At 72.3% G+C, this 12,802-nt stretch carries 12 protein-coding genes and 1 pseudogene; 9 read left to right on the forward strand and 4 right to left on the reverse strand.

The genetic code is table 11. From position 1 onward, the window contains the following. Positions 1-77: 77 nt before the first annotated feature. Complete coding sequence (locus tag AOQ53_RS35480; protein ID WP_059423711.1) at positions 78-470, forward strand: VOC family protein; 393 nt, start codon at positions 78-80, stop codon at positions 468-470. Positions 471-514: 44 nt separating this feature from the next. Here the strand turns inward: AOQ53_RS35480 and AOQ53_RS35485 are convergent, their stop codons facing one another. Continuing rightward, on the reverse strand, positions 515-1,429 hold the full coding sequence (locus tag AOQ53_RS35485; RefSeq protein ID WP_059423713.1) for a GNAT family N-acetyltransferase: 915 nt from the start codon (positions 1,427-1,429) through the stop codon (positions 515-517). A 178-nt stretch (positions 1,430-1,607) separates the two neighbouring features. Here AOQ53_RS35485 and AOQ53_RS35490 point away from each other — a divergent pair, with 178 nt between their 5' ends. Beyond that, positions 1,608-2,369 (forward strand): VOC family protein, encoded by a 762-nt coding sequence (locus AOQ53_RS35490; protein WP_059423715.1) that lies wholly within the window; start codon positions 1,608-1,610, stop codon positions 2,367-2,369. A 95-nt stretch (positions 2,370-2,464) separates the two neighbouring features. Beyond that, positions 2,465-3,515, forward strand: a pseudogene (locus AOQ53_RS35495) (aldo/keto reductase). A 52-nt stretch (positions 3,516-3,567) separates the two neighbouring features. Here AOQ53_RS35495 and AOQ53_RS35500 read toward each other — a convergent pair. Both AOQ53_RS35500 and AOQ53_RS35505 read right to left on the reverse strand, forming a co-directional pair. After that, positions 3,568-4,104: a MarR family winged helix-turn-helix transcriptional regulator gene (locus tag AOQ53_RS35500; RefSeq protein ID WP_059423717.1), complete on the reverse strand. Its 537-nt coding sequence runs from the start codon at positions 4,102-4,104 to the stop codon at positions 3,568-3,570. Between the two features lie 500 nt (positions 4,105-4,604). Beyond that, on the reverse strand, positions 4,605-6,269 hold the full coding sequence (locus AOQ53_RS35505) for an FUSC family protein (protein ID WP_059423719.1): 1,665 nt from the start codon (positions 6,267-6,269) through the stop codon (positions 4,605-4,607). 164 nt (positions 6,270-6,433) lie between these two features. Between AOQ53_RS35505 and AOQ53_RS35510 the strand changes: the two genes are divergently transcribed. The 5 genes from AOQ53_RS35510 to AOQ53_RS35530 all read left to right on the forward strand — a co-directional run bounded on the left by AOQ53_RS35510 (position 6,434) and on the right by AOQ53_RS35530 (position 10,404). Continuing rightward, positions 6,434-6,994 carry a DUF5134 domain-containing protein gene (locus AOQ53_RS35510; protein ID WP_059423721.1) on the forward strand — a complete coding sequence of 187 codons (561 nt, stop codon included), beginning with the start codon at positions 6,434-6,436 and terminating at the stop codon, positions 6,992-6,994. A 99-nt stretch (positions 6,995-7,093) separates the two neighbouring features. Next, a complete protein-coding gene (locus tag AOQ53_RS35515; RefSeq protein ID WP_059423723.1) occupies positions 7,094-8,029 on the forward strand; it encodes a M56 family metallopeptidase in 936 nt (311 codons plus the stop codon). A 149-nt stretch (positions 8,030-8,178) separates the two neighbouring features. Beyond that, on the forward strand, positions 8,179-8,871 hold the full coding sequence (locus tag AOQ53_RS35520) for a phosphatase PAP2 family protein (RefSeq protein ID WP_059423731.1): 693 nt from the start codon (positions 8,179-8,181) through the stop codon (positions 8,869-8,871). 9 nt (positions 8,872-8,880) lie between these two features. Continuing rightward, positions 8,881-9,570, forward strand: coding sequence for an HAD family hydrolase (locus AOQ53_RS35525; RefSeq protein WP_059423725.1), 690 nt, complete (start codon positions 8,881-8,883; stop codon positions 9,568-9,570). A 147-nt stretch (positions 9,571-9,717) separates the two neighbouring features. Further along, on the forward strand, positions 9,718-10,404 hold the full coding sequence (locus AOQ53_RS35530) for a TetR/AcrR family transcriptional regulator (protein WP_059423728.1): 687 nt from the start codon (positions 9,718-9,720) through the stop codon (positions 10,402-10,404). On the opposite strand, the gene AOQ53_RS35535 is transcribed toward AOQ53_RS35530, so the two are convergent. Then, a complete protein-coding gene (locus AOQ53_RS35535) occupies positions 10,392-11,894 on the reverse strand; it encodes an LVIVD repeat-containing protein (protein WP_059423730.1) in 1,503 nt (500 codons plus the stop codon). The genes AOQ53_RS35530 and AOQ53_RS35535 overlap by 13 nt on opposite strands. A 226-nt stretch (positions 11,895-12,120) precedes the next feature. Between AOQ53_RS35535 and AOQ53_RS35540 the strand changes: the two genes are divergently transcribed. Further along, entirely contained in the window at positions 12,121-12,738 is a 618-nt protein-coding gene (locus AOQ53_RS35540; protein WP_059423733.1) for a DUF305 domain-containing protein, read from the forward strand. Positions 12,739-12,802: the final 64 nt, after the last annotated feature.

Consider the following 12,802-nt stretch of genomic DNA (forward strand, 5'->3'; position numbering starts at 1 on the left):
CTACGAAACAGCGAACGAAGAAGTCAACAACCACACGACCCCGCCGCACAGGTTAAAGATCAAGCTAGGCTCCGTGAATGGTGCATGTACTCAGCAGCCGGATTCTGCTCCGCCCCACCGACCCCGAGCGGTCCCGTGCCTTCTACGGTGAACATCTCGGGCTCGCCGTGTACCGGGAGTTCGGCACGGGGCCGGAACGCGGGACGGTCTACTTCCTCGGCGGTGGCTTCCTGGAGGTCTCGGGCCGGTCCGAGACCCCGCCGGCGCCGGCGACGCGGCTGTGGCTCCAGGTCGCCGACGCGGCGGCGGCGCAGGACGAGCTGCGGGCGAAGGGCGTGGAGATCGTCCGGCCCCCGGTGAAGGAGGCCTGGGGGCTGGTCGAGATGTGGATCGCGGATCCGGACGGGACGCCGATCGTGCTGGTGGAGGTCCCGGCGGACCATCCGATGCGCTACCGGCCGGGCATCTGAGAGGGCGGCGCGCTGTGCTCCTGCTACCGCCCGGGCAGCTGGGGTCACCCGGGGCGGTGCTCCCAGCCGCGGTCGGTACGGGTCAGCTCGCGAAAGCCCGCGCCCGTCAGGTGGCCGAGCATGGTGCTGTCGGCGGCGGATTCGTAGGCGACGAGCCGGTCGACACCACACAGGCGGAGCCAGTCGGCGGCCTGGGCGAGCAGCCAGTGCTCCAGTCCCGTGCCGTACTGCGCGGGGTCTATGCGCAGGTTGCCGATGTCGGCCAGGCCGACGGAGCGGGCGTGGCGTTCCGGGCGGGCCAGGGCCGTATCGATCTCGACGAACCCGAGGGCGCCGGTGTCACCGCGGGCTGTGTAGCGGGTGCCGCACTCCCCCAGCGTGCGCTCGATCGTGACGCCCGGCCGGGGCTCGGGCTCCGGCAGGTCGGCCACCCGGGCGATCAGTATGACCTCGGTGTCCCCGACGTGCCGGAAGCCCGCGCGTTCGTAGACGGCCCGGATGTGCGGCCAGTTGCGGGGCAGGCCGTAGACGAGGGGGGCGGGCAGCGCGCCGTCGGCGTACCGGACGCGGACGTTCCAGCGGGCGAACTGCGCCAGGCACGCCCGCATCAGCAAGTCCGCTGCCTGGTCGGCGTCCGGCCAGAAGGACGCCGCCGGACGGCACACGAACCAGTCGATCTCGGCGGCGTCCCGGTAGGGCGCGCCGACCTCGGCGTCGGCGCGGTAGCGCAGCAGATGGGCCGCGGCGACGACGTACTCGCGCTGCTCGGCGACGAGCGTCGTCCGCTCGGCCACCCACGGGTCGGTGATGAACTCGCCGGGCTGCCGCTCCAGGTCGCTCAGGACGGTGTTGACCGAGACCGAGAGGCCGGGGACGACGGCCGCCACGTGCATGTTGACCAGGTCGGTGAGCTGGTCGCGGTCGGCTCGGCGGAAGGGGCGCACCTCGAGCGCGGGCATGGGAGACCTCCGGGCAGGGTGAAGGAGCTGGAGGCCGCCACGCGGTGCGGTACGGACCGAGGGTATGCCGGGGCCGGTGCGGCACACCAGTGGGTTTCCCCGGATGGCGGGGAGGACGGACCGCGGCCTAGCGTGCTGGAGAGGCTCATGCCCGGGGACTCCCTGCGGAAGGAACGCCATGAAGCTCGACGCACCGGTGACCGGCGGGCCCTGCTGGATCGAGCTGGGGACCACCGATCTGGAGGCGGCCCAGCGGTTCTACACGAGGCTGTTCGGCTGGCGGCCCGAGACGGACCCGCGTCAGGAGGCGGGCGGCTACACCATCGCGCACCTCGGGGACGCGGCCGTCGCCGCGCTGGCCCCGCTGTACCAGCCGTCGCAGCCGGTCGCGTGGAACGTGGCGTTCGCGGTGACCGACGCGGACGCCACCGCCCGTGAGGTGACCGAGGCGGGCGGGACGGTGCTGTTCGGCCCGATGGACGTGTTCGACGCGGGACGGTTCGCGGTGGCCGCCGACCCGGCCGGTGCCGTGTTCCAGCTGTGGCAGGCGGGGACCTTCCCGGGCGCCGGGCTGTTCAACGCGCCCGGTTCGCTGAGCTGGGCCGAGCTGTACACCCGGGATCCCGAACAGGCCGTGGCCTTCTACAGCCAGGTGTTCGGCTGGACCGTCAACGCCTCGGAGCGCTACACCCAATGGGGCGTCGGGGGCGCGGACTTCGGCGGCATGGTGACGATGGACGACAAGTTCCCACCCGAGGTTCCGGCGCACTGGCTGCCGTACTTCGCCGTGGCGGACGTGGACGCCACGACCGCCGTCGTCCAGACGCACGGCGACGTCCTCATGGTCCCCACCTCCGTGCCCGACGGACCGCGCATCGCGGTGCTGCGGGACCCACAGGGAGCGATGTTCGGCGTGTACCGGGCGGGCGCCGAGGGCTGAGGCAACGGTGGGTGACACCGGGGGCCGTGGCCTGCGTTGAAGTGCGCTCCAGCTCCTAGCGTCGTGCGTACGACCTGCCCGGAGGGGAAGCGACCGTGCGTTACACACTGTTCGGCAAGACCGGTCTGCGCGTGAGCGAGCTGAGCCTCGGCGCGATGACCATCGGCGACGACTGGGGCTGGGGCGCCGGCAAGGAGGCCAGCGCCCGGATCGTCGACGCCTACGCGGAGGCGGGCGGCAACTTCATCGACACCGCCAACAACTACACCGACGGCAGCTCGGAGCGGATTCTCGGGGAGCTGCTCCAGGGCCGCCGCGACGCGTTCGTGCTGGCCGGCAAGTACACCTGCGGGATCCGCGACGGCGACGTCAACGCCGCGGGCAACCACCGCAAGAACCTGGTCCAGTCGGTGGAGGCGAGCCTTCAGCGGCTGCGCACCGACCGGCTGGACGTGCTGTGGGTGCACGCCCGGGACAAGTTCACACCGGTCGAGGAGGTCATGCGGGCCCTGGACGACCTCGTCCGCGCGGGCAAGGTGCTGTATGTCGGTGTCTCGGACTGGCCGGCCTGGGAGATCGCGCAGGCCAACACGATGGCGGAGCTGCGGGGCTGGACCGCGTTCGCCGGTTCGCAACTGCGCTACAGCCTGCTGGAAAGGACCCCGGAGCGCGAACTGCTGCCCCAGGCCCGGGCGTTCGACCTGGCCGTGCCGGCCTGGGCGCCGCTCGCGGCCGGGAAGCTCACCGGCAAGTACCGCAGGGGCGAGACGGGGCGGCTGGGCACCGCGGGCGGTGACGTCGACCCGCGCGAGGAGGCGGTGATCAGTGCCGTCCTGGAGGTCGCCGAGCAGGGCGGCTGGAGTCCGGCCCAGGTGGCGCTGGCCTGGCTGCTGGCCCGGCCGGGCAACGTGGTCCCGATCATCGCGGCGACCGGAGAGTCAGCTCGCCGACAATCTGGGCAGCGTCGACGTCCGTCTCGACGCGGACGCCCTCGCCCGCCTCGACGAGGTGAGCGCGGTGCCGCTCGGCTTCCCGCACGACTTCGTCCGCGAACCGGCCATCACCCGCGCCATCTACGGCGATCGCTGGCCGGCCATCAAGGACCGCCGCTCCACGCACCGCCGCACGGCGCACGACGTGCTGTGACCGCCGGCGCCCGGGCGGCTGTGGCCCGGGCCGGCCCCCGCCGGTGGACGGTTCAGCTCCGCAGCGCGCCCAGGCGGCCTTCCAGCTGGCCGAGCAACTCGCCGAGCAGAGCGGCCAGTTCGCCCTGCTCGGGGCCGTCCAGACCGGACAGGACGGCGGTCTCGTACGTGAGCTGGGCGGGCAGGATGCCGTCGACGAGTTCGCGTCCGGCGTCGGTGAGGCGGAGGTGGACGACCCGGCGGTCGCGGGTGTCGCCGCGGCGTTCGACCAGGCCGCGTTCGGTCAGCTGCTTGAGGCGCTTGGTGACGGCGGCGCCCGAGGAGAAGGTCTCCCGGGCCAGCTCCCCGGGCGTCAGCTCGTGCCCGGTGCGGCGCAGCGCGCCGAGCAGATCGAACTCGGGACGGCTGAGCCCCGCCCTGCGCAGGGGCGCGTCCTCGGCCTGCTGGAGGAGGGCGGCGCAACGGTTGATCCGCCCGATGATCTCCATCGGCCCGGTGTCGAGCCCGGGGTGCACGGCCTGCCACTGCCGGACGACGGCGGCGACGGTATCGCCCCGCCGACGGCCGGCGAAGTCCCCACCGACGGCCATGACATCACCGACCGGATCCCGTCCAGCCGCAGGAGCCTCACCGGCCAGGCCTCCTTCAGCCACAGAGACCTCACCGGCCAGACCGCCTCCGGGCGCAGGGGCTTGGCCGCCCGGGCCCCCTTCAGCCGCAGAAGTCCCGACGACCGGATCACCTCCAGCCGCTCGGGCGGCGCCGCCCAAGCCCCCTTCGGCCGCGGAAGCCTCACCGGCCAGACCCCGTCCACGCCCAGGGGCCTCGCCGCCCAGGCCCCCTCCGGCGGCAGGAGTCCCGACGACCGGATCACCCCCAGCAGTGGAACCCCCGCCACTTGAGCCCTCTCCAGCCCCCTGGCCCCGATCGGCAAGGTCTTCTCCCGCCGTCCGAGCCCCCTCAGGCACCCGCCTGTCCCCCACCGGCTCCCCTCCGGCCACCTGCCTCGGGCCCGCCGCCGGGTCGGCCCCGGCCCCCGGCTCCGGGCCGCCCCCTGGCCCCCCGTTGGCCGATGGTCCATCCGTCGCCGTCATGGCCGTGCGTCCTCCGTCTCTGTGTCCCTGCCCCGGTCCGGGAGCAGCCCCTGGCGTCGTGCCGTCGCGGCGAGCGTACGGTGTCCGGACTGCTCGGCCAGTACGACCCGCTCCTGGGGCAGGGTGCGCTGCCACCATTCGCCGGCCGCGGCGTCGGCGCTGGCGCGCAGCTCGGCCAGGGCGACGGCGAGTCCACGGCGGGCGCCTTCAAGGGCGGTGGCGTCGGGGTCCGGCTCGGCCAGGAGGCGGGCAGCTCGCTCGCGGGCCCGGCCGACGGCGGTCAGGGCCCGTTCGACACGGTCGCCCGCACGCCGGTTGGTGACGGCCACGGCGGCGACGAAGCCGACCAGGACGCCGACGACCGTGTCCACGACCCGCTCCGTCATCAGCTCGCCCGGCTGCTGGTACCCGGCGAACTCGGTGATGAGCAGCGCCATGGGGGTCACGCAGACGCTGCCGAGCCAGTAGTTGCGGCTGATCAGCAGCTCGGCTCCGAAGCTGAACGCGAGGCAGCACAGCACGAGGGCCGCCTGGCCCAGGTGCGCGAGCGGTGCGACGGCCGCGAAGACGAGCACTCCGACGACGTTGCCGACGACGCGCTGGACGGCCCGGCTCCAAGTCAGGACGACGTTCGCCTGGTAGAGCGAGGCGGCGGTGACCACGGCCCAGTAGGGGCGGCCGATACCGAGGGCCAGGGAGGCGTAACCGGCGAGCGCGCAGCCGAGCGCGGTGCGTACCGCGAGGGGGGTCAGCGGGCCCAGCCGCGCCCAGATACCGCGGGCCGCGTCCACACCGAGCAGTTCGTCGGCGGCCGCCCGCGGCAGCCCGGCCTGCGGGACGGGCCCGGTGCCGCGCAGCGCACCTGCCCACGCCCGCAGACGGGCGGCGTCCGCCTCCGTCGGCGCGGCGAGGGCCACCTCGGCACGGACGACGAGCCGTTCGAGCGCGTGGCGGGTGCGGGAACGGGCACCGGTGGACAGCAGCGCCTGCCAGGCGGCCGGCACGGCGGCGTAGCCCGCGGCGCGGGCCCGGGCATGGCCCTCACCGGTGCCACCCGTCTCGGCGTACGCGGCGGCGGCCTTCAGCGCGGCGGCGGTGGCGCGTCGCTCCGGGCCGTGCGGGCGGACCAGCGCGGGTGCCATGCAGACCAGCCAGGCCCAGACGCCCGTCCCGGCGGCCAGGGCCAGATGGCCGGGGACCTGGGCGAGGGTCTGCGGCGCGAACAGGGAGGCGGAGCTGACGAAGGTGAGGACGACGTTGCCGGGCGGTCCGACCCGGGTGGCGTCGCACAGCACCTTCTGCGCGGCGGCCAGCAAAGCGCCGACGGTGACCAGCACGACGGCACTGCCGGTGAGTGAGGCTGCGACCAGGGCGACGGTGAGCCCGCCGAGCATGCCGAGCACCACCCACACCAGGGCCGTTGCGCGGGCGGCGTACGGCCGGTTGTGGGCGTACAGCGCGCACAGGGATCCGGCCATCGTGTACATCGCCAGGTCGAGCCGGCCGAGCGCCAGCAGGGTGAGGCTGGGCGGGGCGATCGCCGCGACCACGCTCAGCGCGGGCTTGAACCAGATGTCCGAGGGACGGCCGACGCGCAGCACACCCGCCAGCGGGAGACGCCGGGCGGGCGGGAAGTCGGGGGCAGGGGCCGCGCTGTTCACAGGACACAAGATTAACAGGTGTTTTACTTGGAAAATGTCATCTCACCTGCTGTGCTCCGTCGGATGCTCCCCGTGTACAACCTTGCGCTCGCGTGCGCGCCGCATGGCCCGGGCATCGATTGACCGACTGCCGAGCTGACCGACCGTCGAGCAGGGAGGTGCGCGTGCACGGACCGGCTTCGTCCAGCTGGCTGCTGGTGGCGCTCTGCGCGGTGACCGGCGCCTACTGCCTGGCGCGGATGCGCAGTGGCGCCGGGGAGCAGCGCACCACAGCGGGCGGCGAGGCGCTGATGGGCTTCGGGATGGCCGCGATGGCCGTGCCGACGGCGGTGTTCACTCCGCCCTCATGGGCCTGGCCCGTGTACGCGGTGATGTTCGGGGCGGCCGCGGTCCCCGCGCTGTGGGCGGCGCGGGCCGGCGCGCACCACCTCCACCATCTGGTAGGGGCCGGTGCCATGGTCTACATGTCCGTCGTCATGGCCGGGACTCCCGTACACGCGCACGGGCAGGGGGGATCGGGAGTCCCGCTCCTGACGGGTGCGCTGCTGCTCTACTTCGCCGGGTACGTGCTGCTGACCGGCGTCCGGCTGGTGCCGGTGGCCGCCGTGACGGGAAGCGGGGCCGGGGGCGGCGGATCCGCCGGGTGGGGCGACCGGCCGGAGCTGGCGCGGGCCTGCCGGCTGTCAATGGGGATCTCGACGGTGGCGATGCTGCTGACGCTGTGAGCGGGACCGTCCCGGTACGCCGTACGGATCCGTTGCCTGCGTCACTTCGGCGCCACAAGTCGTACCCCTGAGCGCCGCGTCACTCATAGGCTGCGCCTCATGATGCTCCCCGCGGCACTGTTGCTGCTCGGCGCCCTGATCGCAGTGGTCGCTCCCCGGCTGCTCGCCCGGGCGGACTGGCCGGATCGTGAGCCGGTGGTGGCCCTGTGGGTGTGGCAGTGCGTGGTTGCGGCCGTGCTGGTGTGCTGTGCGCTGGCGATGACGCTCAGCGCGGCGGCGGCCTGGGACGCGGTCGGCGGGCCCGTCTTCGCGACGGCGCCGAGCCCGGTCGTCGAGGCCTACGCCCTCGGTACGGCGGGCCCTTGGGCGGCGGCCACCGCCGTGGCACTGGCCGGCGGCGGGCTGTGGAGCGCGGCGATGCTGGTCCGCGAGATCGGCGGGGCACGCGCCCGGGGCCGCCGCCGACGTGCCGATCTGCTGGTCAGGGCGCCGCTGCTGCCGGGCGAGGTGGCCGTGTCCGGCCGGCTCGTCGTCCTGGAGAGCGAGCAGCCCGACGCCTGGTGGCAGCCCGGCGCTCCGCCCCAACTGGTGGTCACCACGGCCGCGTTGCGCCGGCTGAAGGGCCGGCAGCTGGACGCCGTGCTCGCACACGAGCAGGGGCACGCGCGGGCCCGGCACGACTGGCTGCTGAACTCCTCCTCCGCACTGGCGGGCGGCTTTCCGCAGGTGCCGGTGTTCGCCGCGTTCCGCGACGAGATGCACCGTCTGGTCGAACTCGCCGCCGACGACACGGCGTCCCGCCGCTTCGGCCGCCTGACCACGGCCCTGGCCCTGGTCGAACTCAACGAGCACCGCGGTGTGTTCGGCCCCTGCCCGACCCCGCAGGCACATGTCCCGGCACGGGTGCACCGGCTCCTCACTCCCCCGGACCGTCTGCCCCCGGCACGCCGGCTGCGGCTGACGGCGGCGGCCGCACTGGTGCCCGTGGTGCCGGTGCTGGTGGCGTTCGGACCGGGGCTGCGGGCGCTGGGGTAGCCGGGACTCATGACCTGGGGCGCCGGTGGCGTCCGTACCGATTTCGCGGGCGCCGGAGAGGGCGTCAAGGTGGCCGAAGTATGCGGTTCGGGGCCCGAAGATCGTTGCGGTACTGGATCCGGAGGCCCCGGTTCGGCGAGGATCACATCATGAACGCCCCGTCCGTCGACTCCCCGCCCCGCCCGAAGCACCGCACCGCCGCCCGGTCGGCCGGCCTCCTGACCCTGTGCTCCGCCCTGCTGCTGACCCTCGTCGCGACCAGATGGAGTCCGTTGATCAGCGCGGACGGAGACATCTCCGCCACCACCCACCGCTGGGCGGTCGAGGAATCCGGCGTCACCCAGGCGTGCCGCATCCTCACCGACTGGGTGTGGGACCCCTGGACCATGCGACTGCTGTGCGCGGTCGTCATGGTGTGGCTGGTGGTGAGGTTGGCGGCGCGCTGGACGGCGTTGTGGCTGGCGTTGGCGGTCACGCTGGGCACGCTGTTCCAGCAGGCCCTCAAGGCGTTGGTGGACCGCCCCCGCCCGGTCTGGCCCGACCCCGTCGACTCGGCCCACTACGCGGCCTTCCCATCGGGCCACGCCATGACCGCCACGGTCGTGTGCGGCCTTCTCCTTTGGCTCCTGCGCCGTCACGGCGTCGGCCGTGCCGTGTGGCGTACGGCCGTGACCGTGGCCGTCGTGTCCGTGGTCGGCGTGGGGCTGACCCGTGTCTGGCTGGGCGTCCACTGGCCGTCGGACGTGGTGGGCGGCTGGCTGCTGGGCGCGACGGTGGTGGCCCTGGCGGTGTGGGCGCACCAGCACCGGCAGCCGCGAACCCACCCTGACACCGCCTCGTAGGATCGCCCCATGACGGCTGTGCTGTTCGACTTCTCCGGAACGCTGTTCCGTGTCGAGTCCACCGACTCCTGGCTGCGCGGCGTCGTGGCCGATGCCGGAGTCTCCTTCACCGAGGCGGAGTTGACCGCCGCCGTGCGTGCGCTGGAGGCAGTAGGGGCGCTGCCCGGCGGTGGTGGTCCCGCACGGGTGCCGGCTGAACTCGCCGGCTCCTGGCTGATCCGGGACCAGAGCGCCGCACTGCACCGGGCCGCCTACACCGGCCTCTCCCGCCAGGTCACGCTGCCCGACCCGGCGTTGCACGACGCGCTGTACGACCGCCATATGACACCCGCGGCATGGACCCCGTACCCGGACGCCGTGGAGGTGCTCCGCACCCTGCGGGAGCGAGGCATCCCGGTAGGGGTGGTCAGCAACATCGGCTGGGACCTGCGCCCGGTGTTCCGCGAGCACGGCCTGGACCGCTACATCGACGTGTACGTCCTGTCGTACGAGCACGGCATCCAGAAGCCCGACCCGCGGCTGTTCGCCACCGCCTGCGAGGCGCTCGGCGCCGATCCGCGCCGGACGCTCATGGTCGGCGACGACCGCAAGGCGGACGGCGGGGCCACCGCCCTGGGATGCGGGGTGCACTTCGTGGACCACCTGCCGGTGACCGACCGGCCGGACGGACTGCGGCCGGTCCTGGACCTGGTGAGCTGAGGCCACCACCATTCACATGCTCGCCCGCCTCGGACGATCCCCCGTGTCGCCCGAGGCAGACGGCATCACCGGCCCGGGACCGCGCGGTCCCGGCCGGACGGCTCCGAGTATAGTTGGCTGGCAGCCAGTCAACGCAGGAGTTTCAGCATGTCCCCGCGCAGCGCCTCGGTCAATGAAGAGTTGCGGAGGCGTTCGAAGGAGCGGCTTCTCCAAGCGGCGGTCGAACTGGTCGGCGAGCGCGGCTTCGAGGCCACGACGCTCGGCGACATCGCCGACCGGGCGGGCTCGGCCCGCGGGCTGGTCTCGTACTACTTCCCGGGCAAGCGCCAGTTGGTGCAGTCCGCCGTGCACCGGCTGATGCACCGCACGCTGGAGGAGGCGCTGGAGCGCGAGCCGCGTACCGAGGACGGCCGGGAGCGGATGGCGCGGGCCATCGACGCGATCCTGGGCCTGGCCAGGGACCGGCCCGTGCTGATGCGCCAGCACATGGCCGGGCTACTGCAGGCCGAGGGCTTCGTGCCCTGCCCGGAACAGCGCCGCCTGGCCGAACTGCTGCGGGGCACCGTCGCCCGGCACGGGTCGCGGGACGTCGACAGCGACTACCCGATGCTGCGGGCCCTGCTGATGGGCGCCGTGTACGCCGCCCTGGTGCCGGGGGTGCCGATGCCGGTTCCGGTGCTGCGGGCCGAGTTGTTCAAGCGCTACCGGCTCGACTGGGAGCTGGGTGTCCCGCCGGAGGCCGGAGCCTCCGGCGGGAGGAGTGACAGGGATCTGTCGCGGTTCTTCGCGACCGGGGCCGCACCGGAGTGCGACCCGCGGGGTCAGCCGAAGTAGTCCGGCTGCGTCTGCACGTTGAGCTCACGCAGGTGGACCCACCGTGCCGGGTCCGTGCGCCGGTCCTTGATCTTCAGGACGTCGAAGCCCTTGGTGATCTCGTTGGAGTAGATGTAGCCGTTGTAGTAGTACGCCGACCACGAACCGCCGAAGGTCAGCTGTTCGGTACTGGCCGGGCCGCGTTCGAAGTAGGCGATCTCCCTGGGCTTCGACGAGTCGGTGAACTCCCAGACGGAGACACCCCCCTGGTACCAGGCCTGGACCATCAGGTCCCTGCCCTTCACCGGGATCAGAGAGCCGTTGTGGGCCACGCAGTTCTCGGTGTCCGCCTGGTGTCGGGGGATCTTGAAGTAGGTGCGGAAGACGAGCTTGCGCTTGTCGCCCTTGCCGACGATGTCGTAGATGCCGTCGGCACCGCGGTTCGGGCCGGTCGCCGCGTTGCAGGTGGGCGCGGGGCCCCCGCCGAGCTCGTCGGTGAACACGACCTTGTTCGCCTTCTGGTTGAAGGTCGCCGAGTGCCAGAAAGCGAAGTTGACGTTGTCCTGCACCCGGTCGATGACCTTCGGGTGCTCCGGGTCCTTGACGGAGAACAGGATGCCGTCGCCCATACAGGCACCCGCGGCCAGGTCCGCCGAGGGCAGCACGGTGATGTCGTGGCAGCCGGTGGTCTTGGAGACGCCCGGGTTGGTGGGCCCGCCCGGGTTGCCGCCGCCGTCCGGGCCCTCGCCGGGGAACAGCACCGGGAAGCCCACGACCGCCGCCTTCTCGGGGGCGTTGCGCGGCACCTTGATGACGGAGATGCCGTCGTGCGGCGGCTGGCAGTCGGGGTACGTGGCGTCCGGCGAGTAGGAGGAGACGTACACGTAGACGTTCCGCCGCTCGGGCACCAGCGTGTGGGTGTGCGAGCCGCACGCGGTTTCGACGGCGGCGACGTACCTCGGGTTCCGCTTGTCGCTGATGTCGAAGACCTTCATGCCCTCCCACGAGGACTTCTCGGTCGCCGGCTGCGTGGTGCTGGTGCAACTGCTGTCGCTGCGCGAGGAGTCGGTGGACAGGAACAGCAGGTTGCCGGAGACGGAGATGTCGTTCTGGGAGCCCGGGCACAGCACCTGGGCGACCGTCTTCGGTGCCTTCGGGTTGCTGATGTCGAAGATGCGGAAGCCGTCGTAGTTGCCGGCGAAGGCGTACCTGCCCTGGAAGGCCAGGTCCGTGTTGGTGCCGGACAGCACGTCCTTGGGGATGTTGGCGACGTGCTCGATGTTCGCGGAGTGGACGATCTCGTCCCGGCCGGGTATCTCGCCGTTCTCGATGGCCTCGCGCGCCTCGGCCTGCGCGCTCTTGGAGACTTCCTTCGGCTTGGGCGGGACGTCCCCCGGGTCGGGGGTGGCCCCGGCCGGCGCCGCCACGAGGAGCGCGGCCAGCAGTCCGCCGGCTATCGCGCCTGCCCCCAGGCGTCTGCGGCGTGTTCTGCGGTCGTTCAACAGGTTCACTGTTTTTCCTCCCTGGTTCCGTTCCCTTCGGAACGGTTCACGCACCACGCAGTATCGTCCTCGTCATGCACATACCAACAGGCAGCAACAGGATCTTAAAGAAGTCGCTCGGTCAATGACCCGCGAACATGCCCGAATGGCCGTAAGCATCACCAGGTGTCCACCAACACGCCTGCCACAGGAGGTCGTTGTGCCCTTCCGCCGCCCGTCTCGCACGTCCGTCGTCATGACGGGGCTGGTCGCCCTGGCCGCACTCACGGCCGGGGGCTGCGACTCCGGTCCGGACCGGAAGCCGGCCGCCGCGGACGGACCCGCCGTGATCGCGCCCGGCGAGCCCGGCGAGGCGAACCGCACCCTGTCCGCCCAGGAAGCCGCCGACCAGCACTCGGAGAACGACTCCCCCAACTCGGCGGATGTCTCCTACGCCCGCATGATGATCGCACACCACGCCCAGGCCCTCGTGATGACCGAACTCGCCCCTGAGCGCGTGGAGTCGGCGAAGGTGAAACGGATCGCCGCGCGGATCGCCGCCGCCCAGAAGCCGGAGATCGAGGCCATGAAGGGCTGGCTGAAATCGCACGGAAAGCCGCTGAAGGCCGAACGGCACGAGCACGCCACGATGCCCGGGATGGCGACCGAGGCACAACTGGACGAGCTCCGCGCGGCTGACGGAAAGGCCTTCGATCAGCTCTTCCTGACGCTGATGACGACCCATCACCAGGGCGCGATCACGATGGCCACGGACGTGAAGGGACAGGGCAACAACATCCAGATCGAGGAGATGGCCGACGAGGTGATCGCCCAGCAGACGAGCGAGATCTCGCGGATGCGGGACATGCTCTAGCTTGATCTTTAACCTCGGGCCTCGAACGGCTCGTCGTACTTGATCACTCGCGTCGGTAACTGCC

This window comes from Streptomyces azureus, from assembly GCF_001270025.1.
Classification (GTDB): domain Bacteria; phylum Actinomycetota; class Actinomycetes; order Streptomycetales; family Streptomycetaceae; genus Streptomyces; species Streptomyces azureus.